The 25,939-nt window shown below is 64.7% G+C and carries 28 protein-coding genes; 14 read left to right on the top strand and 14 right to left on the bottom strand.

The window, feature by feature from the left end; all coding sequences use genetic code 11:
• The first annotated feature begins 38 nt into the window (after positions 1–38).
• The 3 genes from ntrB to ybiB all read left to right on the top strand — a co-directional run bounded on the left by ntrB (position 39) and on the right by ybiB (position 2,830).
• Positions 39–965, top strand: a complete 927-nt coding sequence (gene ntrB, locus ACQ3C8_RS01650; protein WP_428853011.1) for a nitrate ABC transporter permease — start codon at positions 39–41, stop codon at positions 963–965.
• 10 nt (positions 966–975) lie between these two features.
• Positions 976–1,779 carry an ABC transporter ATP-binding protein gene (locus ACQ3C8_RS01645; RefSeq protein WP_428852225.1) on the top strand — a complete coding sequence of 268 codons (804 nt, stop codon included), beginning with the start codon at positions 976–978 and terminating at the stop codon, positions 1,777–1,779.
• A gap of 88 nt (positions 1,780–1,867) precedes the next feature.
• Positions 1,868–2,830 (top strand): DNA-binding protein YbiB, encoded by a 963-nt coding sequence (ybiB, locus tag ACQ3C8_RS01640; RefSeq protein ID WP_428852224.1) that lies wholly within the window; start codon positions 1,868–1,870, stop codon positions 2,828–2,830.
• Between the two features lie 49 nt (positions 2,831–2,879).
• Here the strand turns inward: ybiB and ACQ3C8_RS01635 are convergent, their stop codons facing one another.
• On the bottom strand, positions 2,880–3,770 hold the full coding sequence (locus tag ACQ3C8_RS01635; RefSeq protein ID WP_428852223.1) for a pirin family protein: 891 nt from the start codon (positions 3,768–3,770) through the stop codon (positions 2,880–2,882).
• Between the two features lie 243 nt (positions 3,771–4,013).
• On the opposite strand from ACQ3C8_RS01635, the gene rpoH reads away from it, so the two are divergent.
• On the top strand, positions 4,014–4,940 hold the full coding sequence (rpoH, locus tag ACQ3C8_RS01630) for an RNA polymerase sigma factor RpoH (RefSeq protein WP_009521070.1): 927 nt from the start codon (positions 4,014–4,016) through the stop codon (positions 4,938–4,940).
• A 147-nt stretch (positions 4,941–5,087) separates the two neighbouring features.
• On the opposite strand, the gene ACQ3C8_RS01625 is transcribed toward rpoH, so the two are convergent.
• From ACQ3C8_RS01625 to ACQ3C8_RS01605, 5 genes are all read right to left on the bottom strand, one after another.
• Positions 5,088–5,681 carry an SCO family protein gene (locus ACQ3C8_RS01625; RefSeq protein ID WP_009521069.1) on the bottom strand — a complete coding sequence of 198 codons (594 nt, stop codon included), beginning with the start codon at positions 5,679–5,681 and terminating at the stop codon, positions 5,088–5,090.
• A 26-nt stretch (positions 5,682–5,707) separates the two neighbouring features.
• Positions 5,708–6,640 carry a heme o synthase gene (locus ACQ3C8_RS01620; RefSeq protein ID WP_009521068.1) on the bottom strand — a complete coding sequence of 311 codons (933 nt, stop codon included), beginning with the start codon at positions 6,638–6,640 and terminating at the stop codon, positions 5,708–5,710.
• Positions 6,637–7,737: a COX15/CtaA family protein gene (locus ACQ3C8_RS01615; RefSeq protein WP_428852222.1), complete on the bottom strand. Its 1,101-nt coding sequence runs from the start codon at positions 7,735–7,737 to the stop codon at positions 6,637–6,639. The genes ACQ3C8_RS01620 and ACQ3C8_RS01615 overlap by 4 nt, the downstream gene beginning before the upstream one ends.
• Positions 7,738–7,778: 41 nt before the next feature.
• Entirely contained in the window at positions 7,779–8,438 is a 660-nt protein-coding gene (locus tag ACQ3C8_RS01610) for an SCO family protein (protein WP_428852221.1), read from the bottom strand.
• 89 nt (positions 8,439–8,527) lie between these two features.
• Positions 8,528–9,337, bottom strand: coding sequence for an SURF1 family protein (locus ACQ3C8_RS01605; protein ID WP_428852220.1), 810 nt, complete (start codon positions 9,335–9,337; stop codon positions 8,528–8,530).
• A gap of 145 nt (positions 9,338–9,482) precedes the next feature.
• Here ACQ3C8_RS01605 and ACQ3C8_RS01600 point away from each other — a divergent pair, with 145 nt between their 5' ends.
• The gene (locus ACQ3C8_RS01600; protein ID WP_009521064.1) at positions 9,483–9,692 is read left to right on the top strand and encodes a twin transmembrane helix small protein; all 210 of its coding nucleotides are present in this window, start codon (positions 9,483–9,485) and stop codon (positions 9,690–9,692) included.
• Positions 9,693–9,899: 207 nt separating this feature from the next.
• On the opposite strand, the gene ACQ3C8_RS01595 is transcribed toward ACQ3C8_RS01600, so the two are convergent.
• The 8 genes from ACQ3C8_RS01595 to ACQ3C8_RS01560 all read right to left on the bottom strand — a co-directional run bounded on the left by ACQ3C8_RS01595 (position 9,900) and on the right by ACQ3C8_RS01560 (position 16,467).
• Positions 9,900–10,760: a cytochrome c oxidase subunit 3 gene (locus tag ACQ3C8_RS01595; protein ID WP_009521063.1), complete on the bottom strand. Its 861-nt coding sequence runs from the start codon at positions 10,758–10,760 to the stop codon at positions 9,900–9,902.
• Between the two features lie 80 nt (positions 10,761–10,840).
• The gene (locus tag ACQ3C8_RS01590; protein ID WP_009521062.1) at positions 10,841–11,056 is read right to left on the bottom strand and encodes a DUF2970 domain-containing protein; all 216 of its coding nucleotides are present in this window, start codon (positions 11,054–11,056) and stop codon (positions 10,841–10,843) included.
• A complete protein-coding gene (locus ACQ3C8_RS01585; protein WP_009521061.1) occupies positions 11,057–11,665 on the bottom strand; it encodes a cytochrome c oxidase assembly protein in 609 nt (202 codons plus the stop codon). It lies immediately after the preceding gene.
• Positions 11,666–11,687: 22 nt separating this feature from the next.
• Entirely contained in the window at positions 11,688–11,828 is a 141-nt protein-coding gene (locus ACQ3C8_RS01580) for a cytochrome oxidase small assembly protein (protein ID WP_428852219.1), read from the bottom strand.
• A 56-nt stretch (positions 11,829–11,884) separates the two neighbouring features.
• A complete protein-coding gene (gene ctaD / locus ACQ3C8_RS01575; protein WP_009521060.1) occupies positions 11,885–13,489 on the bottom strand; it encodes a cytochrome c oxidase subunit I in 1,605 nt (534 codons plus the stop codon).
• 41 nt (positions 13,490–13,530) lie between these two features.
• Entirely contained in the window at positions 13,531–14,793 is a 1,263-nt protein-coding gene (coxB, locus tag ACQ3C8_RS01570; protein ID WP_037029143.1) for a cytochrome c oxidase subunit II, read from the bottom strand.
• Between the two features lie 52 nt (positions 14,794–14,845).
• On the bottom strand, positions 14,846–15,349 hold the full coding sequence (locus ACQ3C8_RS01565) for a DUF2244 domain-containing protein (protein ID WP_037029050.1): 504 nt from the start codon (positions 15,347–15,349) through the stop codon (positions 14,846–14,848).
• A gap of 203 nt (positions 15,350–15,552) precedes the next feature.
• Positions 15,553–16,467: a methyltransferase domain-containing protein gene (locus ACQ3C8_RS01560; RefSeq protein WP_428852218.1), complete on the bottom strand. Its 915-nt coding sequence runs from the start codon at positions 16,465–16,467 to the stop codon at positions 15,553–15,555.
• A gap of 122 nt (positions 16,468–16,589) precedes the next feature.
• On the opposite strand from ACQ3C8_RS01560, the gene ACQ3C8_RS01555 reads away from it, so the two are divergent.
• From ACQ3C8_RS01555 to ACQ3C8_RS01515, 9 genes are all read left to right on the top strand, one after another.
• Positions 16,590–17,381, top strand: coding sequence for a ComF family protein (locus ACQ3C8_RS01555; protein WP_428852217.1), 792 nt, complete (start codon positions 16,590–16,592; stop codon positions 17,379–17,381).
• A gap of 208 nt (positions 17,382–17,589) precedes the next feature.
• The gene (locus ACQ3C8_RS01550) at positions 17,590–18,378 is read left to right on the top strand and encodes a hypothetical protein (RefSeq protein WP_428852216.1); all 789 of its coding nucleotides are present in this window, start codon (positions 17,590–17,592) and stop codon (positions 18,376–18,378) included.
• Positions 18,379–18,413: 35 nt separating this feature from the next.
• The gene (locus tag ACQ3C8_RS01545) at positions 18,414–19,064 is read left to right on the top strand and encodes a hypothetical protein (RefSeq protein WP_428852215.1); all 651 of its coding nucleotides are present in this window, start codon (positions 18,414–18,416) and stop codon (positions 19,062–19,064) included.
• A gap of 6 nt (positions 19,065–19,070) precedes the next feature.
• Positions 19,071–19,409: a hypothetical protein gene (locus ACQ3C8_RS01540; RefSeq protein WP_428852214.1), complete on the top strand. Its 339-nt coding sequence runs from the start codon at positions 19,071–19,073 to the stop codon at positions 19,407–19,409.
• Positions 19,394–20,365, top strand: a complete 972-nt coding sequence (locus ACQ3C8_RS01535) for a hypothetical protein (RefSeq protein WP_428852213.1) — start codon at positions 19,394–19,396, stop codon at positions 20,363–20,365. The genes ACQ3C8_RS01540 and ACQ3C8_RS01535 overlap by 16 nt, the downstream gene beginning before the upstream one ends.
• Positions 20,366–20,478: 113 nt before the next feature.
• Positions 20,479–21,057, top strand: coding sequence for a sigma-70 family RNA polymerase sigma factor (locus tag ACQ3C8_RS01530; protein ID WP_428852212.1), 579 nt, complete (start codon positions 20,479–20,481; stop codon positions 21,055–21,057).
• Positions 21,054–21,863, top strand: a complete 810-nt coding sequence (locus ACQ3C8_RS01525) for a hypothetical protein (protein WP_428852211.1) — start codon at positions 21,054–21,056, stop codon at positions 21,861–21,863. The genes ACQ3C8_RS01530 and ACQ3C8_RS01525 overlap by 4 nt, the downstream gene beginning before the upstream one ends.
• A 186-nt stretch (positions 21,864–22,049) precedes the next feature.
• A complete protein-coding gene (locus ACQ3C8_RS01520; RefSeq protein ID WP_428852210.1) occupies positions 22,050–22,490 on the top strand; it encodes a glycine zipper 2TM domain-containing protein in 441 nt (146 codons plus the stop codon).
• Positions 22,491–22,511: 21 nt separating this feature from the next.
• Positions 22,512–25,892: a caspase family protein gene (locus tag ACQ3C8_RS01515; protein ID WP_428852209.1), complete on the top strand. Its 3,381-nt coding sequence runs from the start codon at positions 22,512–22,514 to the stop codon at positions 25,890–25,892.
• Positions 25,893–25,939: the final 47 nt, after the last annotated feature.

The raw sequence follows: 25,939 nt of genomic DNA, 5'->3' as shown, positions 1-25,939 counted from the left end.
TGCTGAACGGGTTGGCCGCCGAACCCGCTGTCCCACCCATGAACCCAGGCGCGACGGCTGCTGCGCTGGCCATCCCCCCGGTATCATCCGCCACGCCGTCAGCCGATGACCCAGCAAGCAACGAACTGCAGGTACGCGCCACCCACCGCGCACGTGAAGCCGCCGACGCTACCCGGCGCGCCGCACGCCGCGAAGCACTGGGCGCGGCCATCATGCGCGTACTGCCGCCGGCGATCGGCCTGACGTTGTTCGTCCTGGTCTGGCAGATGATTGCCACGAAGATCAGCGGCATCCCGACACCAGGTGTCACCTGGGATGCGGCCCGTGCGCTCTTTGCCGATCCGTTCTACAGCAACGGCCCGAATGACCAGGGTATTGGCTGGAATGTGCTGGCATCGCTCGGCCGTGTCGCGGCAGGTTTCGGCATGGCAGCCGTGATCGGTATCCCGCTGGGTTTCCTGCTGGGTCGCTTCGTGTTCTTCAATCGCATGATGTCGCCCATCGTCAACCTGTTGCGTCCGGTATCGCCGCTGGCATGGTTGCCGATCGGTCTGCTGTTGTTCAAGTCAGCCGACCCTGCGGCCATCTGGTCAATCTTCATCTGTTCGATCTGGCCGATGATCATCAACACGGCGGCAGGTGTCGCACGCATTCCGCAGGATTACCTGAACGTGGCGCGCGTGCTCGACCTGTCGGAATGGAAGGTGTTCCGCAAGGTCCTGCTGCCCGCGGTACTGCCGTACATGCTGACCGGCGTGCGGCTCTCCATCGGCACGGCGTGGCTGGTGATCGTGGCAGCGGAGATGCTGACCGGTGGCGTCGGCATCGGCTTCTGGCTGTGGGACGAATGGAACAACCTGAAGGTCGAGCACATCATCATCGCCATATTTGTCATCGGCGTCGTCGGGCTGCTGCTGGAAACGCTGCTGCTGCAGATTGCCAAACGTTTCAGCTACGAACATTGAGGAGCGCCCCATGGATAGATTCGTTTGCATCGAGCATGTCGACCAGACATTCACCACGCGCAAGGGCGCCTTCGTGGCCTTGCGCGATATCAACCTGAACATTGCCGCCGGCGAATTCATCGCGCTCATTGGTCATTCCGGTTGTGGCAAATCGACCCTGCTCAACCTGATCGCTGGCCTCACCCAACCCACGGCAGGCGGCCTGATCTGCGCCAGCCGGGAAATCGCCGGCCCCGGACCGGAACGCGCTGTGGTGTTCCAGAACCATTCCTTGTTACCTTGGCTCACCTGTTTCGACAATGTCTATCTCGCGGTGGAGCGCGTCTTTGCTGCCAGCGAAACGCGTGCCCAGCTCAGGTCGCGCACGCAGGCCGCCCTGCAGCTGGTAGGGCTGACGCATGCCGCGCAGCGCTATCCGCACGAGATCTCGGGGGGCATGAAACAACGCGTGGGTATCGCGCGGGCGCTGTCGATGGAGCCTAAGGTACTGCTGATGGATGAGCCGTTCGGGGCGCTCGATGCCCTGACGCGTGCGCGCCTGCAGGACGAACTGCTGGACATCGTCGCCGCCACGCACAGCACGGTAGTGATGGTGACGCACGATGTCGACGAGGCAGTGCTGCTGGCCGACCGTATCGTGATGATGACGAACGGTCCGGCAGCCACTATCGGCGAGATCCTGCCCGTGCCCTTGCCGCGTCCGCGCGAGCGGGTGACGCTGGCCGATGATCCGGTCTACCTCGGCTGCCGCCATGCTGTGATCGATTTCCTGTATCACAAGCAGCGGCACCCGGTGCAGCAGGAAGCGGCGTAGGCCGCGCCCGGCGGGATCTGCACAGACAGCGCGGCGGAGCTGCGCTATCATCGGCAGTCCCGCTGTCCCGCCACCCTTGCGCTTCTCCATGATCACCGACGCCACTGCTTCCCTCCACGGATCTTTCTCCGCCGCCCGCTACATCAAGGAAATCGGCCGTGGGGTAAAAGGTGCGCGGCCGCTGCCGCGCGCCGATGTGGAGACCTTGTTCGAGGCGATGCTGCAGGGGCGCGTCAGCGATATCGAGCTGGGCGCCATCCTGATGGCTTATCGCATCAAGGGCGAAACGCCCGAGGAACTGGCGGGCATGCTCGACGCAGCGCATCGCCATTGCGCGCCGCTGGCACCCGTCGCAGGACGACGGGTGGTGGTCATCCCCAGCTACAACGGCGCTCGCAAGCAACCCAATCTGGTGCCGCTGCTGGCCCTGCTGCTGCAGCGTGCCGGGCTGCCCGTGCTGGTGCACGGCGTGCGGCACTTCGCGGGGCGCATCACCTCGCTGGAACTGTTCGACGCGCTGGGCCTGCCGCCCAGCCCCTCCGCATCCGCCGCGTCGGATGCGCTCGCGCGTGACGGCCTGGCCGTGCTGGCCATCGACACCCTCTCGCCGGCGCTCGACGGCCTGCTGGCGCGCCGCGAAGTGATCGGGCTGCGCAACTCGACGCATACGCTGGTGAAGATGCTGCAACCGGTCGGCGACCATGGGCCAGAAGCCGCATTGCAACTGGTGAGCTATACCCACCCCGAGTACCGGGACACCCTGAGCGCGCTCTTTGCGGCGCGCCCGGCGAATGTGCTGCTGACGCGCGGGACTGAGGGCGAAGCCGTCGCGGACGCACGGCGTGCGGGGCGCATTGAGCACCTCTGCGCCCGCCGGACCACGCTGCTGGCCAGCGGCGCGGAAGGCAGCGTCGCCGCCGTGCCCGCGCTACCGGCCGGAACCGATCAACAGGCAACGGTCGCCTACATCCGCGCCGTGCTGGCAGGCGAGGAACCGGTGCCCGAGCCCTTGGCCCAGCAGATCGAAGCCATCCGGCAAGCGGCCGCCTGAGACCGCGCAGTACGGTCCAGCACGTTCGCTTGCGGTGCCGGCGGCTCCGTCATGAGCCGTCAGCAGCCTGTTCCTTGCGCGGCAGCGGAATGCGCTCGGTTTCGCCCGGCACGTGTGGGAACGCATCCGCCTCCCAGCGCGCTTTGGCGGCCTCGATCAGTTCGCGCGCACTCGCCACGAAATTCCATTCAATGAAACGCCGGCCATCGGCAGGCGCGCCACCGACCAGCATCAGGCGCGCGCCGGTGCGAGCGCGCAGGGTGACCGTGCTGCCGGGCGTCAGGACGGCAAGATGATGCAGGGTGAGCGGCTCGCCTTCGATCTCGGCCTCGCCTTCGATCAGGTAGAGGCCGCGCTCCTCATGCTCCGGCGGGATCATCAGCGAAGCCCCGGCATCGAGGTTCAGTGCCGCGTACAGGGTTGGGCTGAAGACCTCGACCGGTGACCGGGCGCCAAACGCCGTACCCGCGATCACGGACACGCAAACACCGGGAAACGTCAGTTGCGGCAGGGTGGCTGCCGGATGATGCGCGAAGGCCGGCGCGATCCCCTCCAGGTCCTTGGGCAAAACTACCCAGGTCTGGACGCCATGCAGGCGGCTGCCGTCCGCCCGCAGAGCGGCGGGCGTACGCTCGGAGTGAACGATGCCTTCTCCGGCCGTCATCCAGTTCACGTCGCCGGGCCGGATGGTCTGCACCGAACCCAGGCTGTCACGGTGCTCGATCTCGCCCTCGAAGAGATAACTGACCGTCGCGAGACCGATATGCGGATGCGGGCGCACATCCATGCCTGCTTGCGGCGGCAACTCGACGGGCCCAAAATGATCAAAGAAAATGAAAGGGCCGACGGTCTGCGCAAGCGCACTGGGCAGCACACGGCGCACGGCAAAGGCGCCGATATCTCGGGTGTGGGGCTTCAACAAGTGCTTGAACGTTGACATGCATCCTCCTGGGGGCACCCTGCCACAGTACTCCGGTTTGGTGGCGAATTCGAGATTGGCCAGGCGGTAGGTGCCTGCAAGCGGCGTGCGAGGCGCTCCAGCGGCCTCATGGGCAATGAGTTCCGGAATCTCGATTGAAAGGAACTATTACCCCTCATCGCGGATCTTATTAGCACTCATGTTTCGAGAGTGCTAATATTGACCCAAGCTAGATCCCAGCAGTTTTTACACAAGGAGTCCCTCGTGAGTGTATCCGCACCTGTCGCGCTTTCTTACGACCGTGCCGCCCAGGGTTCCGCTCAGAAGGCGAACCCGCTCGCCGTCGCCTACACCGGCAATCTCGGCAATATCGACGCCTATATCCAGAGCGTCAACCGGATTCCGTTGCTGACGGCAGAAGAAGAGCAGCGTCTTGCCCGCGATTTTCGCGCCACCGGCGACCTCGACGCCGCCGGCCGGATGGTGATGTCGCACCTGCGGCTCGTGGTTTCCATTGCCCGCCAGTACCTTGGCTACGGCCTGCCCCACGCTGACCTGATCCAGGAAGGCAACATCGGCCTGATGAAGGCCGTGAAGCGCTTCGACCCCGAACAAGGTGTACGCCTGGTGTCGTACGCCATGCACTGGATCAAGGCCGAGATCCACGAGTACATCCTGAAGAACTGGCGCATGGTCAAGGTGGCGACCACCAAGGCGCAGCGCAAGCTGTTCTTCAATCTGCGCAGCCAGAAGACCAGCCTCAACACCCTGACGCCGGAGGAGATCGATGCCGTCGCCAAGGATCTGAATGTCAAGCGCGAAGACGTGATGGAAATGGAAACGCGCCTGTCGGGGGGCGACACAGCGCTAGAAGGTCACAGCGACGACGGTGAGGAATCGTTCGCGCCGATCGCCTACCTGGCTGACCATCACAATGAACCGACGCGCGTCATCGAGGCGCGCCAGCAGGACCGCATGCAGTCGACCGGACTGGAGCAGGCCCTGGAAACGCTCGACGGACGCAGCCGCCGCATCATCGAGGCACGCTGGCTGCACGTCAACGACGATGGCTCGGGTGGCTCGACGCTGCACGAACTGGCAGACGAATTCGGCGTGTCGGCCGAACGTATCCGCCAGATCGAAGTAGCGGCCATGAAGAAGATGAAGGGCGCGCTGGCGGAATACGCCTGACGGTCCTCCCGGGCACCGGGCCGGAAGGCTCCCGCGCCTGCGGGCCCGTTCTTGCACGGCAAAACGCCCGGCTCCTTACGGAGCCGGGCGTTTTTTCTTGCCATGGGATGACTCGCGGGCAGGCCCTGCCGCCCCCCACGCGTGCCGTTACAGCAGCTGCTTCAAATCGTGCACGATGGGGTCCGGCCCCTGGCCATGCTTGACGAACAGGCGCAGGTGGCCCTGCGGATCGAACACGTAGCTGCCGGCCGTGTGATCCATGGTGTAGCCGCCACCTTCCTGCGGCACCTTGGCGTAGTACACCTTGAAATCCGTCGCGAGCTTTTTCAGGGCAGCCTCATCGGCCGGACGCATGCCGAGGAAACGCTTATCGAAATGCGGCACGTACTGCGCCAGCAGTTCCTGCGTGTCGCGCTCGGGGTCGATGGTCACGAACAGCACCTGTACGCGGTCGGCATCGGGACCGAGCTTCTCCATCACCGTCGCCATTTCCGACATGGTGGACGGACAAACGTCCGGGCACTGGGTAAAGCCGAAGAACATCAGCACGGCCTTGCCCTTGAAATCCGCCAGCGTGCGCACCTTGCCGTGGTGATCGGTCAGGGTGAAATCCTTGCCGAATTCGGATCCGCCAGTGATGTCGATATTCTGGAACGATTGCTTGGGCTGTCCGCATGCGGCCAGCAACATCGCCGCAAGAAGGGCGAGCAGAAAGCGGAACAGCGGGCGGGAATCAGGCATGAAAAACATCACTCGACAGAAGGCCGCTAGGCGCGCGGCAGGTACTTGAAATAGTGATCCACCAGCAAGGCCGCGAACAGCAGCGACAGGTAGAGGATCGAGAACTTGAACATGCTGCGTGCCAGCGCATCCGAGTAGTTCTGGTACAAGCGCCACGCATACCACAGGAATCCCGCGCCAAGCAGCAGGGCCGACACCAGGTAGATGTAACCGCTCATGGCATAGACGAACGGCAGGATCGTCGCGGCGATCATGATCAAGGTGTACAGCAGGATATGCAGCAGGGTGAAGCGCTCGCCGTGCGTGACCGGCAGCATCGGCAGACCCGATTTCTCGTAGTCGGCACGCCGGTACAGTGCCAGCGCCCAGAAATGCGGCGGGGTCCAGGTGAAGATGATCAGCACCAGGAACCAGGCTTCGGCCGGTACCTCGTTCGTCACGGCCGCCCAGCCGAGCGCCGGCGGCATCGCGCCCGACAGGCCGCCGATGACAATGTTCTGTGGCGTCGCGGGCTTAAGCAGCATCGTATAGATCACGGCGTAGCCGACGAAGGTGGCGATGGTCAGCCACATGGTCAGGGCATTGGTGAAGGTATACAGCACCCACGCGCCAAGGCCGCCGATGATCGCCGAAAACACCAGCGTCTGCCGCGTCGTAATCTCGCCCGTGGCGGACGGCCGCCACGCCGTGCGGCGCATCTTGGCATCGATGTGCTGCTCGACCAGGCAGTTGACGGCAAACGCTGCGCCCGCGAGCAGCCAGATTCCGGCAGCACCGCCGATGAGCACGCGCCACGGCACCATGCCGGGGGTGGCGAGGAACATGCCAATCACCGCACAGAAAACCGCGAGCTGGGTCACCCTCGGCTTGGTCAGGGCGGCATACTGCCGCGCCGTATGGCGCAGGCGGTGGGGCAGGCTGAGATCGGAAGGTTGGGACGAAGCCAAGGGGGAACTCATGTACGTGCAGCAGAAACGGCTGGAATCGGAACCGTCGCGGATTGACGGGCCAGACGGGTATTGTAAACGAGGCGCACCATCAACAGCAGCAACACCGCCGCGCCACCGTTATGCGCCACCGCGGCCACCAGCGGCCAGTCGAGGACGATGTTCGACAGGCCGGTCAGCAGTTGCAGGCCGAGGAACAGCAGCAGCAACCTGGGCGACCGGCCGAGCGCGGGGTAGCGCCGCGCGCGCATCGCGAACCATCCCAGGTAGGCCAGGACGACGAACGCGAACATGCGGTGCACCCAGTGGATCGCCACCAGCGCCTCGCGCGGAATATAGTCGCCAGCCGCCGTCTTGCCGAGTTCACGCCACAGTGTGAAGCCGTGCTGGAAATCCATCCGCGGCACGAGTTCTCCATTGCAGAGCGGAAAGTCGGTGCACGCCAGCACTGCGTAGTTGGTACTCACCCACCCGCCCAGCGCAATCTGGATCACCAGCAGGGCCGTGCCGATCAGCGCGGGAAGGTAGAGCTTGCCGGATCCCGGATCGTGCTGGCGCGGACGGTCATTGCGCGAGCCCAGCCAGATCAGGCCCGAAAGCAGCAGCATGGCCAGCATCAGATGCGTGCCGACGATGATCGGCTGCAGCTTCATGGTCACCGTCCAGGCGCCGAACGCGCCCTGGATGCACACCAGCACCAGCAGCCCCGTCGCCAGCCATGGCGGCTGACACAACTCCTTGCGTTTACGCCAGGCGAGGAACGCAAGCGTGATCAGCAGCACGCCCACCGCCATCGCAAAGTAACGGTGCAGCATCTCGATCCACGCCTTGGCCATGGTGACCGGACCGGTCGGCATCAGGGCCTCGGCGGCACGGATCGCCTCGCTGGCATGGAATGGCGTGGCGCGGCCGTAGCAGCCCGGCCAATCCGGACACCCCAGGCCGGAATCCGTCAGCCGCGTGAAGCTGCCAAACATGATCAGGTCGAGGGTCAGGAAAGTGGTGATCCACACCAGCTTGCGGTAGCGGTCGCGGCTACCGCGCACCATCACATAGGTGAGAGGAATCAGTGCCAGCAGCAGCCCGATGATCCCGAGTTGAAACAGCATGATTGTCCGTCGTTCCGTTCAGTCGTGAGAAGTCGCGCGGCTCAGCCGACGCGGTTGTATTTCAGCAGCTTGATCATCTCGCTGCGCACCTTGGCCGGATCTGCCTTGGCCGGGAAACGCATCATAAGATTGCCGATCGGATCGACAAGGAACAGATGATCGCGTACATCGCCCCCGGCTTCCACCGGCAACCAGTCGGCAAGGGCCGGAGCCGAGGCACGCAGGAAGCGCACCGCGCCCTGCTCATCGTTGTAGGCAGAGGTCAGCCGGGGATCGATCGGACCGTCGTCGGTGATCATCCACATGGGCACCACACGCTCGCGCTCGGCGCCCTGGCTGACACGCGTCTGACGCGCCAGGAAGAGTTGTTCGGTGCATGCCGTATCGCAAGCGGAACCATGGACGGTAATCAGCAGCCACTTGCCCTTGAACGCGGTAAGCGGCTGGCTTGCGCCCTGTTCGTCAACGACACGCAGGGCCTCGGGGATCGGACGCTGCGGCTGGACCAGCACGCCGTAGTTGGTCTTGCCGCCTGCGGGGCGAATCACGTAATACGTGAAGTACGAGGCGATCACCGGCGACGCACAGAACAGCAATAGCAGCACCATCTTCAGACGGCCGGAACGGGTGCGCGCGTCGATGCGCGGGTCGGGTAGCGTGCTGGCGTCGACGTGGCGGTTAGCGGGATCGTGCGGATGCATGGTGATTTCGTCAGCTCAACAAAAATATGGCGGCCTTGCGGCCGCTGGCAGGCGCTCCGTTTTCCGGGCAACATCCTGCATGGATTCGATCAGTCGGGCGTACCCTCTTGCGGGTCTTGCCGCACTTGCGCTTCATTCGGACGACCGCGCCGGTACCCGGCCACGCCCCAGAAAGCCACCGTCAATGCGGCGAGCGCAAACCACTGGAACGCATACCCGTCATGGCGCTCGGCGCCGCTATCGGGCGCTGGCCAGTCACGCGCCAGCCCATCCTGCGGCCCACCGCTCTGCTGGATCACGAACGGCTGGAGCGTCACATGCCACTCCCTGGCCAACGCGTCAACCTCGACGTTCTGGCGAATCTTGCGACCCGCCTCGTTGGCATCACCCAGGGCAAACACATGGCCGGCGCTGGCAACGGCGACGCCACTCAGTTCCTGTTCGCCCGTGGGCGTGTCGAATGGCGCAATCCGTGTCCGGTCCTGGGCATCGCGCGGCAGCCAGCCGCGGTTGACCAGTACGTAGCGGCCTGCGCCCGACCCGCCGGTAATCCGCAACGGTGTCAGCACATGAAAGCCGGCGCGATTTTCAGCCCTCGCAGCGCCTGCATGTGGCCGGTTGTCAAGCAGAATGGTCTTGTCCGGCTCGAAGGCACCCCGCACTTTGACACGATGGTACAGCACACGTTCCAGCGACAGCTCTGCCTGGTTGACCGTAAGCGGCTCAGCTTGCGCCAGGCGCTCCAGCTGTGCGGCGCGGGCGCGTTTTTCCTGGCCGCGATTGAGTTGCCAGTTGCCCAGCAGACAGGCAGCAATCGTCACCGTCAACGCGGCCAGGGTCGGAACCGGAGCAAACCAGCGGGACAACGATGTGAAGTGTGACGTGGAACGCGATGTCATCAGAGTGCAGGCAACGTCTTCACCGGAAACACCCGGTGGCGGCGTGCGATAATGTGAAGGCAACGGGAAGGCCCCGCTCGCCGGTGACCCTACTGCGCCACCGCTATTCTCCCAGTTTTGCCGCTGTTACGCTTTCGGACCCCACATGCGCATCATCGTCGCCCTCGCCTTCGTGCTGATCATCGGCAGCCTGGCTTCCGCCCTGTATCACATGATGCGCGGCAAGACCACGGATCGCAAAATGGTCTGGTCGCTCACGTTCCGCGTAGGGTTTTCGATTGCGCTGTTCGTCTTCATCCTGATCGCGCACAGTCTCGGCTGGATCCACAGCACCGGCATCCCCGCCGGCATGTAGCCCCCGGCACACGCGTCCGGATATCCTCGCCAGCCCGAATACCGTTCGCGCGTCCATGCGGCATTGCAGCCTGATGCTGTCTCGCGATTGCACGACCAAGAGACAGCGTCGTTGCCCCCGGCCATCCCTGCACGAAAAAAACGCCGCAGGGCCATGACGGCCAGCTGCGGCGCTGCGTGCAGTGGCTCCGGCCGGAGCCACCACGTCTTACATCCAGTACACCACGACGTACAGGCCGAGCCAGACGACGTCAACGAAGTGCCAGTACCATGCAGCGCCTTCGAAACCGAAATGGTGTTCCGGCGTGAAGTGGCCCTTCATGACACGCACCAGGATGACCGCCAGCATGATCGCGCCGATCGTCACGTGGAAACCGTGGAAGCCGGTCAGCATGAAGAAGGTCGAGCCATAGACGCCCGAGGTCAGCTTCAGGTTCAGGTCGGCATACGCATGCATGTATTCATAGACCTGGAAGCCCATGAAGATCGCGCCCAGCAGCACGGTCAGCGCCAGACCCTGGATCACTTGTGCACGCTTGTTCTGCAGCAGCGCATGGTGGGCCCAGGTCAGCGTCACGCCCGAGGTCAGGAGGAGTGCCGTGTTGATCGTCGGGATCGGCCACGGGCCCATGGTGTTGAACGACTCGACTAGGCCCGCCGGTCCGACGTTCGGCCACGTGGCGGTGAAGTCGGGCCACAGCAGCTTGTTGTTCAGGTCACCCAGCCAGGGCACAGAAAACTCGCGTGCATAGAACAAGGCGCCGAAGAATGCTGCAAAGAACATCACTTCGGAGAAGATGAACCAGCTCATCGACCAGCGATACGACACATCGATACGCTTGCCGTACTTACCCGACTCCGATTCGGAAATGGCATCGCCAAACCACGAACGAAGGACAAACAGGAACCAGATCAGGCCAAACGCAAAGACCCACGGCCCCCAGGCGTACCCATTGACCCAGCCTGCCGCACCGGATCCGACGAACAGCATGCCGAAGCTTGCCATGATCGGGTGGTGCGATAGCCCCGGTACGAAGTAGTACGGAGCGTTCGCGCGGTTCGCACTCATTCTATTTTCTCCAGCTCAGTTTTCTAATTCAATGATTCTTCCCGGAAAGGCCGCTTCTGCGTCGCCTTCCCGTCTATTCCTTACCCGACCACCGCCCGCACGATCAGCACGAGCACGCCAATGAAGATGGCGGCGCCAATCAGCGCGGCAATGATCACATGCACCGGGTTGAGCGACATATCCTTGTCATGCTCCGCACCCTTGCGCACGCCAAAAAAGGCCCATGCGATTGCCCGCATGGTCTGCGCAAACGACAGCTTGCGCTTGAGAGCGTCTTTCGGTTGCTCCCCGGCCATTCAACTACCCTGCCCTGGCGTGGCCGGCTCGGCCGGCGCCTGTGCCACTGGCGTATTGATCTCGAAGAACGTGTACGAGAGCGTGATCGTCTTCACATCCTTCGACAGTGCCGGATCAATCACGAACACGACGGGCATGTCACGCTGCTCGCCAGCCTTCAGCAACTGCTGCTTGAAGCAGAAGCACTCCATTTTCTTGAAGTGCTCGGTCGCCTGCTTCGGTGCGTAGCTCGGAATCGCCTGCGCCGAAATGTCGCGCGTCTGCGGATTCACCACTTCGTACGTGATCTGCGCCACCTCACCGGGATGCACTTCCATCGAATTCTTTACCGGGCGGAACCGGAACGGTCCATGCGTATTGGTATCGAACTCGATCGTGATCGTACGGCTCTTGTCCACCTGGGTGTTCTTCAACTCGCCACCATGCAGGTAGCGCGTAGTGACAACATTGATGCCGGTCACCTCGCACAACTTCTTGTACAGCGGAACCATCGCATACCCGAAACCGAACATCAGGGCCACCACGACCACCAGCTTCTTCAGCATGTGGAAGTTCAAGGAACGTTCAGTGGTCGTGTCCTGCGGATCCGGATTCTGCGCTTGTGTCATTGCCTGCCTGAAATCCCGCTGCTCAATGCAGCAGAACCTGTTTCAAAACGATACCCAAAAAAAAGACCAACACGATCGACAACAGGATCAGGCCGGTACGCCGGTTGTTCTTCCGCATGGCGTCGCGCGGATCCCGGGATGGGCTTTTTTGTGGATTCGTCATAAACGGTGTTGCGCATCGTTCCGGGCGGCTGCCAGTGGCGGCCGCCCGGAGCTGGATTACTTCACTTGTGGGGGCACTTCAAAGGTGTGGAACGGCGCCGGCGAGGGCACGGTCCACTCCAGGCCTTCCGCGCCATCCCACGGCTTGTCGGCCGCTTTCTGGCCACCGCGGTACGACGGCAGCACGACGAAGAAGAAGAAGTACACCTGCATCAGGCCGAAGCCCAGGCCACCAATCGAAGCAATCGCGTTGAAATCGGCGAATTGCGACGGATAGTCGGCATAGCGGCGGGGCATGCCGGCCAGACCCAGGAAGTGCATCGGGAAGAACGTGATGTTGAAGAAAATCATCGAACCCCAGAAGTGGATCTTGCCGCGGGCTTCGTTGTACATGAAACCGCTCCACTTCGGGCCCCAATAGTAGAAACCGGCGAACAGCGCGAACAGCGAACCGGCCACCAGCACGTAGTGGAAGTGCGCCACCACGTAGTAGGTGTCCTGCACCTGGATGTCGATCGGCGCCACGGCGAGAATCAGGCCAGTGAAGCCGCCCATCGTGAACACGAAGATGAAGCCGATGGAGAACAGCATCGGGGTTTCGAAGGTCATCGAACCGCGCCACATCGTGGCCACCCAGTTGAAGATCTTCACGCCGGTCGGCACTGCGATCAGCATCGTGGCGTACATGAAGAACAGCTGGCCGGTCACGGGCATGCCGGTCGTGAACATGTGGTGCGCCCACACGATGAACGACAGGATGGCGATCGAAGCGGTTGCGTACACCATCGAGCTGTAGCCGAACAGGCGCTTGCGGGCAAAGGTCGGCACGACGTGCGAGATGATGCCGAACGCCGGCAAGATCATGATGTACACCTCGGGGTGACCGAAGAACCAGAAGATGTGCTGGAACATCACCGGATCACCACCACCCACGGCCGAGAAGAAGCTCGTGCCAAAGTGACGGTCGGTCAGCGTCATGGTGATGGCGCCAGCCAGCACCGGCATCACAGCGATCAGCAGGTAGGCTGTGATCAGCCAGGTCCAGCAGAACATCGGCATCTTCATCAGCGTCATGCCGGGGGCACGCATGTTGAGGACGGTCACGATGATGTTGATCGAGCCCATGATCGACGACGCGCCCAGGATGTGCAGCGCGAAAATACCCATGTCCATGCCGATGCCCATCTGTACGGACAGCGGTGCGTACATCGTCCAGCCGCCGGCAGGTGCGCCGCCCGGAACGAAGAACGAGGCGATGAGGATCAGGGCAGCCGGCGGCATCAGCCAGAAGCTGAAGTTGTTCATCCGCGCGAAAGCCATGTCGGATGCGCCAATCTGCAGCGGGATCATCCAGTTCGCGAAACCGACGAACGACGGCATGATCGCGCCGAACACCATGATCAGGCCGTGCATCGTGGTGAACGAGTTGAAGCGCTCCGGCTGGAAGAACTGCAGGCCCGGCTGGAACAGTTCCAGACGAACGAGCAGCGCCAGCAGGCCGCCCACCATCAGCATGGTGAACGAGAACAGCAGGTACAGCGTACCGATGTCCTTGTGGTTGGTGGCGAACAGCCAACGGCGCCATCCGTGCGGATGATCATGCGCGTGATCGTGCGCATGGTCATGCGGATGTGCGATTGCGTCCGGGGTAGCGGTACTCATCACAAGACTCCTTGATTTCGATTCGTCACGTTGCAGCTGGCTCAGCCTGCTGCGCGGTTGCCCGCTACGCCGGCCTGCTTGTCAGCAGAGGGATTCTGGGCAGGTGCGTCGGCCGCCTTCTGCTCGCCTGCGGCGCCACCGCCTGCAGGGTACGTACCGGCACGGCCGGAAGTGAACTGGGCAGGCTGCACAACTTCGCCGGTCTTGTTACCCCAGTGGTTGCGGGTGTAGGTCATGACCGAGGCCAGCTCGACGTCGGAAAGCTGCTTCCAGGCCGGCATCGCGTTCTTGCCGTGCAGCATGATGTCCATCTGGTCCTTGAGCGGGCCGTTGACGATCTTCGAGCCATCGAGCGCCGGGAAGGTACCCGCGCCCTTGCCGTTCGGCTGGTGGCAGACCGCGCAGTTGGCGGCATACACTTTTTCGCCACGCTGCATCAGCTCGGCCATGGTGTAGGTCTTGGTCGGATCGTCCGCCTTGGCGGCCATTTCCTTCTGCTTGCCTTCCACCCACTTGCTGTAGTCTTCCTGGCTCACGACACGCACCACGATCGGCATGAAGGCGTGTTCCTTGCCGCACAGCTCAGCGCATTGACCACGGTAGACACCCACCTTCTCGGCGCGGAACCACGTGTCACGCACAAAACCGGGAATCGCGTCCTGCTTCACGCCGAAGGCCGGGATCATCCAGGCATGGATCACGTCGTTGGCGGTCAGCACCACGCGGATTTTCTTGTTGACCGGCACGACGACTTCGTTGTCGACTTCCATCAGGTACTCGTTACCCTTGGGCGCCTGGTTGTTGATCTGGTCGCGCGGCGTCGACAGCGTGGAGATGAAGGACACGCCCTCGCCTTCGCCCTTCAGATAGTCATAACCCCATTTCCACTGGTAACCGGTGGCCTTGATGGTGATATCGGAGTTGGTCGTGTCCTTCATGGCGACGACCGTCTTGGTGGCGGGCAGCGCCATGCCGATGACCAGGATGAACGGCACGACCGTCCAGATGATTTCCACGGTGGTGCTTTCGTGGAAGCTGGCGGACTTGGCGCCCTTGGATTTGCGGTGCTTGAAAATGGAGTAGAACATCACGCCGAACACGCCGACGAAGATCACCGTGCAGAGGATCAGCATCATCCAGTGCAGCCAGTGGATCTCGGCCGCAATCCGGGTGACAGGCTCGGTCAGATTGAGCTGACGCACAGCCGGTCCGCCCGGCATGTCCTGGACCGCCAGAGCAGCATTGCCGGCCAACAGGGACGCGCCCGCCAGCAAGCCTGCCAGTGCTTTGTTCAACATTTTCATTTTCATCTACCCAAATTACAGATTCAAATCTGCCTGCGGCGCCTGCCAGCAGTCACGCACTGCGCTGCAGCCACCACGAAAGTTCCTGCGCAAACCTGCGCCGCCTGCCCGGGTCCAGGTACCGGCCCACCGGCACGGTCAACCGCCCCGAATGCAACACCAGTTCCGCACGCGGAGACTCCTCGAGCTCCACGCGCACCCAGCGCGCATTGAATTCATGCCGGATGACGCGATTGGCGCTGACCGATTCCACGACCAGCGCGCCCTGTGCCAGCGTCACCCGCTCATAGTCGGCAGCATGCCTGGCATACACCAGCAACGCCGCCCCCAGCACCAGCATTTCCAGCACGGCGAAGGCGAGGATGATCCACGTCCCTTTCCACGCAAATACAAGCGCGATGGCGACAGATACCAGTAAGATCGAGAGATAAAAGCGTCCGACCTGGCGAGGGGAAAGCGAACAGTTCCGCTTCATCAGCCAGTCCTTTTGCGAGGACGTCATCTTCTCAAACTCTATGCCGCCTCGCGCACGACGCGCGACGCCTGGATCCTGCACGCGCCCCCTCACATGGATCAAGGGACTTGGCCAAACCGGCGCACAAGCTGCGCATCAGCCGATTCACAGCCCGCGGGCTGCGTGCCCCAACCTGGACACACCTGCGACAAACTGGCGCATTATAGAACCGAACGCCAGCAGGAACAAGCTTAACCCGCGCCACGACGGGGCTTGCAGCCTACCAGGGGGACTTGACACAGGCCTCAGCGCGGCCCGGCGCGCCGGATACTGTGGATCGGAATCGACACGCGGCCATCCGCATCGGCAACCTGCCGTGCTGCCGGCGCCAGTTTCCAGGCATGCCCGTACACGATTTCGAAGGTCAATGGAATCACGCCATCCTGGTTGCGTTGTGCCTCCAGCGCCGCATGAACCTGCCCCAGCCATTGGCGGCCATGCAGGGCGCCATCCCCGGCGGCAAACCCGCCCATCAGGTGCACGTCGCGCAACAAGGTATCGGGGCGCTCATAGGTGACGGTCAGGGTTTCCATGTCCATCACGGGCGTGGACCAGCCGCCATGCACCAGCATGTCGCCGATGTCATGCATGTCGACAAACCGCAGCGTGTGCGGCCGTCCATCGACCCCGGCCAGCGCCTGGCGCAGTTCGCGCAGCGTATCCGGACCGAACAGCGAGAACATCAGCAGGCCGCCATCGGCCGTGACCCGATGCCATTCGGGAAATATGCGGTGCGGCTCGGCATGCCAGTGCAGGGCCAGATTCGACCACAACATGTCGAAAGTGCCAGCGGCAAACGGCAGGCGCTCATAGTCGGCCTGCAGCAGGTCGAACACCGGCCGCCGGCCCAGCAGCCGGGCGACCCAGCCACCGCCCCGCTGCGGATCGAGCCGCGCCGCCTCGCGCAACATGCGTGCCGAGAGATCGAGCCCCGCGATCTGGGCATCCGGGTACTGGGCACGCAGCGCCGCCAGCCCATGCCCGCGCCCGCACCCGAGATCCAGTGCACGGGCCGGACTGAGGCGGATATAGCGCATGCGCTCCTGCATGCGCTGGCCGATCTCGCGCAGCAGGTAATCGACCTCGGCAAGATCGGCGGCACGCCGGTCGAAGCCGTGGCGCAAGGCGCGCAGCGACGGGGCGACAGGTGAGACACTCATGACGGCAACATCCGGAACATGTGAAAAGGTGAGACTACGTCTTGTGGGCGGTCAGTATACTGGCCGCCACGTCCTTGCGCGTCCGCCGGCGCAATGGCATACGCCAACACCGTCACCGCCGCATGGTCCCGCCAGTCACACCCGACGCCCTCGATATGCCGGACACCACAGCCCCCAGGGCAGCGCCGCTCGCCCGGCTGGGCGCGGCAGCGCGCGGCTGGCTGCGGGCAGTTGCCGGACGGGCGTTTCCGGACAGCTGCCGGCTGTGCGGCATGCTCGGCACGGAAACTGTCTGCACGCTCTGCCAGGACAGCATCCTGCAACCGGTCCACCGCTGCCTGCAGTGCGGCCTGCCGCTCGCGACCGCTACACTGCGCTGCGGTGCCTGCCTGCGCGATGCGCCGCCCTACGCGCGCACCATCACGCTCGGCGACTATGCTTTGCCGCAGGCCGCGCTTGTGACCGCGCTAAAGTACCGCGCCGAATTGCCGGTCGCCCGCTGGCTGGCGCAACAGCTCGCCAACGCCGTGCAGCGTGAACTCGTGCCGGCTGAACGACCAAGCTTGCTGTTGCCCGTTCCCTTGTCGCGCCGCCGCCTGCAGGCGCGCGGTTTCAATCAGGCCTGGGAGATCACGCGCCACTTGGCCAGGACGCTCGGCTGTGCCGCCAGCCCGGTCGCATTGCAGCGCCGCCGCGATACCACGCCCCAGCCCGGCCTTTCGGTGCGCGCCCGGCGCGCCAATCTGCGGAATGCCTTCACGCTGCCCGCGCCGGAAGCGATACGCGGCCGGCATGTCGGACTGGTGGACGATGTGATGACGAGTGGCGCAACATTGCATGCGGCCGCCCGCTTGCTGATGCGCCACGGTGCAGCGCGTGTCACCTTGCTGGTTGTGCTGCGCACGCCGCGCTGACGAAGCCCCCCGGTCCTCGCAAATAGATCTCCCCCAAAAAGGGGGCCCATTCAAGTATTCCGCCCTCTTCCCGGCACCCCGTTCGTTCGCCTACAGTAGCGAACGGGCATGAGGAAGGGATCGCAGGCTAACCCTGTCCGCCCGCCTTGCGCGTTCATTGCATGCCATCAACCGCCTGTACCGCGCGTCCCTTTCTGGAATTCTCCTCATGAAATCAGCTGCACTGCTGTTGCTCACCACCGTCCTCTCGGCCGTCCTGCAGATATCGCCTTCCCATGCCTGCAGCATGGTGGAGCCCAAACTGCGGCCGAATGTCCGCTACTACCCGATCGTTGGCGACAGTACCCGCCACTGGCCCGCCGAAACCACGGCGCAGATCGGCTCGATCACGTCACTCCTGGTGCCCGCGGACGCGCAGGTTGAAGTCAAGGCGATCAAGCAGGGCATGATGGCGCCGCTCACTATCTTCGGCGAAGCGAGCCACGAACAGATGCGCGCCTCGCGCGACCTGGCGCCGCGCTGGGTAGACCTGCCCTACGATCCGAAGAAATTCCGCTGGGTCCATATCTATGCCTCGAGCTTCGGCGAGAGCGAGATCCGCATGTCCAGCCCCAGCGGCTGGACCCAGAATATGAAGGTCACGCTGGTGTATCCGTCGCCCACCGAGCAGGTGACGCGTTCGCCGGTGACCCTGACGCTGGGTACGGAGACTGCAGCCACTCCTGAGACCGCGCATGTCGACGCCCGCGACAATATCGAAGTCATAGCGCCCGGCCTGGTGGGAGACGGCTGGACAGTTTCCCCCGAGGAGCCCGGCCGCTTCAAGCTGATCCGCGTACTGCAGGTCCAGAAGACCGACGGCGAACCGCAGGTTCGCCTGTTCTTTGCCGGCACCAGCAGCCCACGCTCGGAGACCGTGACGATTCGCCGCGGCGGCACCCTGACAGGTACGTCTTTCCGTTTCCGCATCGAAGCGCGCCCGACGCCCGCCTGCTGATCCGCCCATCTACGCTCCTCACCGGAAATCCACCGATGAAACTCCTTGCCCTGCTGCTGGCGGCCTGTTGTGCCGCTGTGTCCGTACCTGCCTTCGCCGACGTGCTGCCGCCCCAGGCAGCCGATGCAGCCACCCGACTGCGCAACAATCCTAACGCCTACGATCGCGTCGACAATTTCTGCAATGGCAAGAAAAAAGGCGATGCCTGTACGCTGCCGGGCAATCTGTTCGAGGGTGGGGGCGAAGGCACGTGCGTCAATGAAATCAATCGCTCCACCTATGTGCTGGAGATGAGCTGCCAGCGGCCGGGCAGCGTATACATCGACCGCAAGCTGCCGGACGACGGCTTCGTGCACGATGAAGGACTGTGTCGCCAGCAGGCGCAGGAACAAGCAGCCGCCGGCGGCGCGCCAACGGCAACGCGCTGGAATTGCAAGCCGCTCGATCCAACGCCCGCCGACCGGTTCTGCCAGGGCAAGGAGGTAGGCAACGCATGCACCGTCGAACTGCGCTACCAGGGACAGCTCAGCCAGGCCGAGGGGACTTGCCAGCAAATTACCGAGAGACAGGGCTTCTATTACCAGGGCCGCCGCACGATGACGCGCGACGTGATCCGCTGCGAGCCACAGCGCACAGTGACCCGCACCTTCACGCCAGCAACGTGGTGGCAGAAACTCACGCAATAACCTGACATGACCGCCGCGCAAGCCCTGGCCCTCACGCTGGCGTGCGAGGTGCCGTTGATACTGTGGCTGACGGCACGGCTGCCGCACCTGTCACGCACGCGCGTCGCACTGGTCGCGGCCACAGCATCGTGCGTCACGCATCCGCTGGCCTGGCGGTCCGCATTGGCGTTGACGCCTGACATGTACCGCACCGGCCTGTGGCTGATCGAGGCCATCGTGGTGGTGATCGAAGCGCTCTGGTATCTCCTCTGGCTGCGCCCGGGATGGCGGCGCGCGGCGACGTGGTCGCTGGCGGCAAACGCCTCGTCGGCAACGCTTGGAATGCTGGCATGGAAACTCATTTGAGCCCCCGCGACGCCCTTCCCCGCGTCATGCCGCATGCGCTCTTCCTGGCCGCCTTGACGCTTGGCGCACTGTACCTGCCCGTGCCGCTCTATCTCTTCTCGCTGGCGCTGTTCGGATTGCCCCATGTCATCTGGGAGATGGCCTTCCTGCGCAGCCGCTATGGCGCGCGCTGGCCTGCCACATGGTGGCGCGCGCTGTGGTTGGTGCTGCTGGCCCAGGCAGTCTTGCGGACAGCCGTCTGGTATGGCGTCTACCCGGCGGCGCTGAGCGCCATCACCGACCTGCTGGCGCTGCTATTGCTTGGCGCGATCGTCTTGCTCGCACCGCGCGGCACACGCTGGCGTGCACGCCTGGCGGGCGCCGCGCTGGCCGGCATGATGTTCTGGCTGCTGGAGCAAGGCGAAATCCTCGGCGCCCTGCTGATCCTCGCCCTGCTGCACAACCTCACGCCACTGGCCCTCGCCTGGGATCTGGCGCGCGACCATCGGCAGGCACGACGGCTTGCCTGGACCATCTCGGCCCTGTTCGTGCTGCCGCTGCTAATCGCGGTGAGCGGCTGGCAAGGCGGTACGGCGCTGCTGCTCGACAGCCATGGCAGCCTGCTCGATGGCCAGTTGCCCGCAGCATGGAGCGGCGCGTTCCGGCCGGCCCTGTTGTCGGCCGTCGTGCTCGCGCAGTGCCTGCATTACTACTGCGTCATCGTGCTCCTGCCGCAGGCCGAGCGGCAGCGCACCAGCGGCCCCATTCTGCCGGCGCCACTGCGCGGCATGGCGCTGGCGGCGGCAGGATTGCTGACGATCTACTTCGTTGTCGACTACCAGGGCGCCCGCGCACTGTATGCCGTTGCTGCCGGGGCACACGCCTGGCTGGAATGGCCGGTACTGCTGATGGCTCTGCTTGGCCCCGCAATGCATGCGCCGGCAAGCGGCCCGGGTGCGCGGTGGCGCGCCAGCTGAGTCTTGCGCGACTTGCGCAATTTGCGGGATGCCAGCTCACGGGCATTTACGCTATGATGCGTCAGACTTCACGCTCGCCCGTCATGCCCCCACCGCCCTCCGACGAATCGTTGATGCTCCGCTACCGCGACGGCGACCTGCGTGCCTTCGAGGAACTGTATCGGCGCCATCACCGCGGGCTATACCTGTTTATCGCATGGCGCTCGCCGCGGCAGGACTGGGTCGATGACATCGTGCAGGACAGCTGGGCCAACCTGCACCAGGCGCGCGCCCGCTATCAGCCGCAGGCGGGTTTTCGCACCTATCTGTTCCAGATCGCGCGCAACCGCCTCATCGACCAGTTGCGCCAGCAGCAGCGCGTCACACTGGCAAGCGACATGGGCGGCCCCGACAGCGGCAACGACGACAGCAGCGCCTTCGACGCATTGGTCGACGCTCACGCACAGCAGAATGGCCCGGATACACAACTGGAACAGGAACAGCAGATCGCCAGCCTGCAGGCCGCCATTCGCGCCTTGCCCGGTGAGCAGCGCGAGGCGCTGGTCCTGCAACAATTCAATGGCATGAGTCTCGAGGATATCGCCACCCTGGTCGAAGCACCGGTCGAAACCGTACGCAGCCGGCTACGCTACGCCATGAAAAAGCTGCGCCAGCGACTCGAACCTGCCGTAACGCCAGGAGAGATGGCATGACGCCGCCGATTGATGGCGACCGCAATGGCCACCCCAACGGCCCCGACGATCACGCGCTCGACGCTTTCGTGCGCGGCGACGATGCGCTGTCGCGCGCGCTGCGCGACGTGCCGCAACCTGAGCCGTCGGAAGACCTGACCCGGCGCATCATGGCGGACGCGGAACGCGCCCTCGGTACGCCGGCCGCCAACGATGTGCTGCCGCCTGACGCACGCAGCACGCCACGCGCTGGCTGGTTCCACCGCCTGCGCGTGCCGCTGGCGGTCGCGGCAAGCCTCACAGTCGCCGTACTGATCGGCCTGCAATGGCGTACTGCCCAACACGACGAAGCGCCGGTGCTCGCCAGCACGGCGCCCGATGCGGCCGCGCCGTTGCCCATGCCGCCACAGACCCTTCCGCCAGACGCTGCCGTATCGACTGCACCGCCGGCTGCGCCACCCGCCCCCGATGCCAATGCATCGGCGGCTCCCGGGAAGCGGGCACCAACGTCGACACCGGCAGATCGCACCGCGCCGCAAGACCGTCGCGCGCGCGAACGCACCATGCTCGCGCAACAGGCACCGCCGCCCGATCTGTCTTCAGGCGCGGTCATCATGCGCGGCATGCCGGCGCCGGAAGAAGCCTCCGCTGCGCCCGGCGTGCCGGACAACGCCTCGCCGCAAGCGTGGCTGGCGGCGATCGAGCGCCTGCTCGCTGACGAACGTCCGGCCGAGGCGCGGCGCGCGTGGCTGCAGTTCCGTGCCGCGTATCCGCAGTTCCCGGTTCCCGAACCGCTGGCGCGGCGGCTCGATGCGCTGCAACCGTAACGCTGCGCCGATCCATGCGCACCGGCAGGCATCATGCCGGGCCGGCAACCAGCATCGATGCAGGCTGCTGAGCTTCCGACCGTGACCCTCCCGCGCTGCTTGCGCCGTTCCATGCTTACCGATACGGACCTCCGTATCCGGCATGACATGCAACGCGACAGACGGCACGCAGCCAGGGAGACCACCATGACGACCACGATTTCTTTTGCCCGGCATCCAGCTATCCCGGCTACGGCGCGCGGACATGTGCGCCGGCGCCTGCGGCGCGCAGTATCGGCCTGTGCACTGGCCGGACTCGCTGGCTACGCCGCACCCCCAGCGCAAGCATCCGACATGGCCGTGACGATGGCTGTAGGCTCGGTGGTCGGCGCGGCACTGGGCGCGGCCATGGCCGGACAGGATGGCGCACTGGTCGGCGCCACGCTGGGCGCCGCCGTTGGCGCGGCGGCCGGCAGCACGGTCACGCCGGTGGTCTACAACCCCTACGTCAGCTATGCAGCGCCGATGCCGTACTACGCAGCGCCCGTCTACTATGCGCCACCGGTCATGGCGTATCCCCCGATGCGGCCCCATCCCGGGTATCGCCCATATCCGGGACACCGGCCACACCGGCATGGCTATCGCTGATTCCACACGCAAGGACGCTGCATGACTCGCTGGCAACGCATTGCCTCTTTCACCTGGTTAGGTTGCATCCTGGGGTTGGCCACCATGACGCACGCCAGCGAGACGGCCGCGCCGGCCAACGTACCAGCCAACGCACCGCAACTGCGGGTGCAGGCCGGACATGGCGAACACGTGGGAGCGGTGGCGTTTTCGCCAGACGGCAAGGTGCTGCTGTCCGGCAGCCAGGACAAGACGGCGCGGCTGTGGGATGTCGCCACAGGCCGCGAGCTGCGCAGTTTCGGCGGACATGCATCGCAGGTCCTGGCGGTTGCCTTTTCACCTAATGGCCATACCATCGCCACGGGTAGCTGGGATGAGACGGTCCGCCTGTGGGATGCGCGTACTGGTGCGCTCCTGCATACCCTCCAGCACGGCAGTTGGGTCACAGCGCTGGCGTTCGCGCCGGATGGCCGCACGCTTGCGGCAGGTACGCGCGGCGGCAGCGTGTTCCTGTGGGACACAGCGAGCGGCGAGCCACGTCACCGGGTCAAGGGACACAACCAGCATGTCACCGGCCTGGCGTTCTCTGGGGATGGCGCGGCCCTGGCCTCGGTCAGCCTCGACAACACGCTGCGCCTCTGGAACCCCGCCGACGGGCAAGCGCTGCGAAGCGATACGATCCCGCAAGCCGGACTGCTCTCGGTCGCCTACGTCCCCGGCACCACGTTGCTCGCGCTGGGCGGACTGGACCGCATGGTGCGCCTGCGCGACATGCGCGATGGCCGGGAAGTGGCCGTGCTGCAGGGCCATGAGGGCGGCGTGCACAGCGTGGTGGCGAACCGGGATGGAACACAGTTGATGTCCATCAGCGCGGACAAGACGGTACGCATCTGGGACCGTGCGACGGGACAGAGCACGGCACGGATCCGCGCCCCCGACTATCCGGCGAGCGATTTCTCCGTACGCGAACTGGCGGAGGTCTCCAACGTGCTGGCGATTTCGCCTGATGGCCGCACCCTGGCATGGGGTGAAGACAAACGCATCACCGTCCGCCAGGATGGCCGGCTGACGCATATGGGCGGCGAAGCCGAAGAGGTGCGGATGGTGCAGATGTTCGCCAACCGTCTCGAGGCCCATACCGCCAGCGACAAACTCGAAGTGTGGCGGCTCGACACAGGCAGCATGATCGGCCGGCTCGATCACGAGAACCTGCTGCAACGCGAGGAAGACACGCAGTTCAGCATCTTCGCCGACGGCAAGCTGGGTGCATCGTGGGGCATGGCCGCCACGTCCATCGACATCTGGCAGGCGGAAACGTGGGAGCGCATCGTCACGCTGCCGGTCCGCTGCCCGCACACCATCGCCATCTCCGCCGACGGCCGGCGCGCTGCGACCATCGGCGGCTACCAGCCGGTGTTCCGGGTCGTGGATGGACGACTGGCATCCACGGAACAACCCACGGACCCGATGCGCCACCAGGACATCGCGCTGTGGGAGCTGCCATCCGGCAAGCCGCTTGGCACACTGACCGGACATGAGATGCCGGTCGCCAGCCTGGCATTTGCACCTGACAACCGCACGCTGCTGTCGGGCAGCAGCGATCAGACGCTGCGCCTGTGGGATACCGCGACCTTGCAACCGGTACGCGTCATGCGCAACCATCTGCCGCCGGCCTCCGGCACATGGGTGGATGCCGTCGCCATTTCACCGAATGGCAAGACCATTGCTGCCGGTACGCGCGACGGTTTCGTGGAGCTGTGGGACCTGGCCGCTGGTACCCTGCAACGCAGGCTGTCACGGCACCTCAGTTCCGTGCAGGGCGTCGCCTTCTCCGAGGATGGCAAGTTCATCGTCTCGGCCGGGGCAGACAAGCAGACCGTGTTCTGGCGCGCGCAGGACGGCACCTACCTTGCCAGCCTATACACGTTTGCCGACGGCGCCTGGGTAACGACGGATGCGACCGGACGCTTCGACGCCTCGGATCTCGAGGACATCAGCGGCCTGCACTGGGTAATGCCGGACGACCCATTCACGCCGGTGCCGCTCGAAGCCTTCATGCGCGACTACTACGAACCACGCCTGCTAGCACGCCTGCTCAATGGCGAACAGTTGCCGCCCGTGCGGGCCGTGGCCGACCTCAACCGCGTGCAGCCCGAAGTGCGCATCGTCACCTTCCTGCCGGTGGCTGGCGCACCAGCCTGGGTCGATGTCGTCGTCGAAGCGCAAGGCATTGAACGGCCCGGTACCGACGCACGTGGGACAGTGCGTACGGCAGCACGCGACCTGCGGCTCTTCCGCCAGGGCCAGCTCGTCGGTTACCGCGACGGCATCGTGGCCGGCGCGGGCGGCGCCGTGCGCCAGACCTTCCGCGTGCGCTTGCCGGCCGGCGGCGGACCATTGCGGTTCACCGCGTACGCCTTCAATGATGACGGCATCAAGAGCGCAACCGCGCAAGCCACCTACACGCCAGCGCGGCCCGTGGCACAGGTCAAGCCCCGCGCGTGGATCGTCACCATCGGCGTCAACCGGCACGACAACAGCGCATGGGATCTCGAGTATGCAGCCAACGATGCGCGCCGCATCGAAGCGGCGCTCGCGACACGGTTGCGCGCACAGAACCGGTATGCGGCCGTGCACAGCATCGTGCTGGTCTCGGACACGCAAACACCCGCAGGCAACGCCGCGACCCGCGCCAACATTAAGGCAGTGCTCGACAGGCTCGCCGGGCGCGATGCGGATGTCCGGCACATCGCCAACGGCCACCTGCTAGAGCGCGCGACGCCCGACGACCTGGTGCTGATCAGTTTTGCCGGACACGGCATCAACACCGATGGGCGGTTCTACCTGATCCCCGCCGATACCGGCGTGGGCAAGGGCCGGCCCACCACTCCAGAGTTGCTGGCACGCGCCATTTCCAGCGATGAGCTGGCGGGCTGGCTGCGCGACGTGGATGGCGCGGAGCTCGCCATGATCATCGACGCGTGCCAGTCGGCGGCCAGTGTCGGGCATGCCTTCAAGCCCGGCCCGATGGGTGCGCGTGGCCTCGGCCAGCTGGCATACGAAAAGAACATGCGCATCCTCGCCGCCAGCCAGGCGGAGGAAAATGCCCAGGAAAGCCGCCTCACGCAGCAGGGGCTGCTGTCGTACGCGCTCGTCAACGACGGCCTCGAACAGACCCGTGCCGACCACCTGCCGACGGACGGCAAGATCACCTTGTCCGAGTGGCTGGCCTACGCGACGCGCCGCGTGCCGGACCTGGCGAGCGAGGTCGCGGCCGGCCGTCTCGACGAGACCGGCAGCACGGCGCGCGGCGCCAAGCGGCTGGGTACGCCGGTGCAGCGCAACCAGATCCTGCAGCAGCCTGCGCTATTCGACTTCACGCGTAGCCGACACGACGCGACCATCGCTATCGTCCCGCGCTGATCACGGCGCGAGACCGGCCGCGCGGACTGACATGTTGTTACGCGTGT

This window comes from Imbroritus primus, assembly GCF_964332355.1.
Lineage (GTDB): Bacteria > Pseudomonadota > Gammaproteobacteria > Burkholderiales > Burkholderiaceae > Imbroritus > Imbroritus primus.
Note: the sequence above shows the minus strand (reverse complement) of the source record. Positions and strands in the feature narration are given on the sequence as shown.

Excerpts from the sequence above, each read along its gene's own strand:
- ntrB (WP_428853011.1), top strand. The coding sequence starts at position 39 with ATGAACCCAGGCGCGACGGCTGCTGCGCTGGCCATCCCCCCGGTATCA.
- ACQ3C8_RS01645 (WP_428852225.1), top strand. The coding sequence starts at position 976 with ATGGATAGATTCGTTTGCATCGAGCATGTCGACCAGACATTCACCACG.
- ybiB (WP_428852224.1), top strand. The coding sequence starts at position 1,868 with ATGATCACCGACGCCACTGCTTCCCTCCACGGATCTTTCTCCGCCGCC.
- ACQ3C8_RS01635 (WP_428852223.1), bottom strand. The coding sequence starts at position 3,770 with ATGTCAACGTTCAAGCACTTGTTGAAGCCCCACACCCGAGATATCGGC.
- ACQ3C8_RS01625 (WP_009521069.1), bottom strand. The coding sequence starts at position 5,681 with ATGCCTGATTCCCGCCCGCTGTTCCGCTTTCTGCTCGCCCTTCTTGCG.
- ACQ3C8_RS01620 (WP_009521068.1), bottom strand. The coding sequence starts at position 6,640 with ATGAGTTCCCCCTTGGCTTCGTCCCAACCTTCCGATCTCAGCCTGCCC.
- ACQ3C8_RS01615 (WP_428852222.1), bottom strand. The coding sequence starts at position 7,737 with ATGCTGTTTCAACTCGGGATCATCGGGCTGCTGCTGGCACTGATTCCT.
- ACQ3C8_RS01610 (WP_428852221.1), bottom strand. The coding sequence starts at position 8,438 with ATGCATCCGCACGATCCCGCTAACCGCCACGTCGACGCCAGCACGCTA.
- ACQ3C8_RS01605 (WP_428852220.1), bottom strand. The coding sequence starts at position 9,337 with ATGACATCGCGTTCCACGTCACACTTCACATCGTTGTCCCGCTGGTTT.
- ACQ3C8_RS01600 (WP_009521064.1), top strand. The coding sequence starts at position 9,483 with ATGCGCATCATCGTCGCCCTCGCCTTCGTGCTGATCATCGGCAGCCTG.
- ACQ3C8_RS01595 (WP_009521063.1), bottom strand. The coding sequence starts at position 10,760 with ATGAGTGCGAACCGCGCGAACGCTCCGTACTACTTCGTACCGGGGCTA.
- ACQ3C8_RS01590 (WP_009521062.1), bottom strand. The coding sequence starts at position 11,056 with ATGGCCGGGGAGCAACCGAAAGACGCTCTCAAGCGCAAGCTGTCGTTT.
- ACQ3C8_RS01585 (WP_009521061.1), bottom strand. The coding sequence starts at position 11,665 with ATGACACAAGCGCAGAATCCGGATCCGCAGGACACGACCACTGAACGT.
- ACQ3C8_RS01580 (WP_428852219.1), bottom strand. The coding sequence starts at position 11,828 with ATGACGAATCCACAAAAAAGCCCATCCCGGGATCCGCGCGACGCCATG.
- ctaD (WP_009521060.1), bottom strand. The coding sequence starts at position 13,489 with ATGAGTACCGCTACCCCGGACGCAATCGCACATCCGCATGACCATGCG.
- coxB (WP_037029143.1), bottom strand. The coding sequence starts at position 14,793 with ATGAAAATGTTGAACAAAGCACTGGCAGGCTTGCTGGCGGGCGCGTCC.
- ACQ3C8_RS01560 (WP_428852218.1), bottom strand. The coding sequence starts at position 16,467 with ATGAGTGTCTCACCTGTCGCCCCGTCGCTGCGCGCCTTGCGCCACGGC.
- ACQ3C8_RS01555 (WP_428852217.1), top strand. The coding sequence starts at position 16,590 with ATGGTCCCGCCAGTCACACCCGACGCCCTCGATATGCCGGACACCACA.
- ACQ3C8_RS01550 (WP_428852216.1), top strand. The coding sequence starts at position 17,590 with ATGAAATCAGCTGCACTGCTGTTGCTCACCACCGTCCTCTCGGCCGTC.
- ACQ3C8_RS01545 (WP_428852215.1), top strand. The coding sequence starts at position 18,414 with ATGAAACTCCTTGCCCTGCTGCTGGCGGCCTGTTGTGCCGCTGTGTCC.
- ACQ3C8_RS01540 (WP_428852214.1), top strand. The coding sequence starts at position 19,071 with ATGACCGCCGCGCAAGCCCTGGCCCTCACGCTGGCGTGCGAGGTGCCG.
- ACQ3C8_RS01535 (WP_428852213.1), top strand. The coding sequence starts at position 19,394 with ATGGAAACTCATTTGAGCCCCCGCGACGCCCTTCCCCGCGTCATGCCG.
- ACQ3C8_RS01530 (WP_428852212.1), top strand. The coding sequence starts at position 20,479 with ATGCTCCGCTACCGCGACGGCGACCTGCGTGCCTTCGAGGAACTGTAT.
- ACQ3C8_RS01525 (WP_428852211.1), top strand. The coding sequence starts at position 21,054 with ATGACGCCGCCGATTGATGGCGACCGCAATGGCCACCCCAACGGCCCC.
- ACQ3C8_RS01520 (WP_428852210.1), top strand. The coding sequence starts at position 22,050 with ATGACGACCACGATTTCTTTTGCCCGGCATCCAGCTATCCCGGCTACG.
- ACQ3C8_RS01515 (WP_428852209.1), top strand. The coding sequence starts at position 22,512 with ATGACTCGCTGGCAACGCATTGCCTCTTTCACCTGGTTAGGTTGCATC.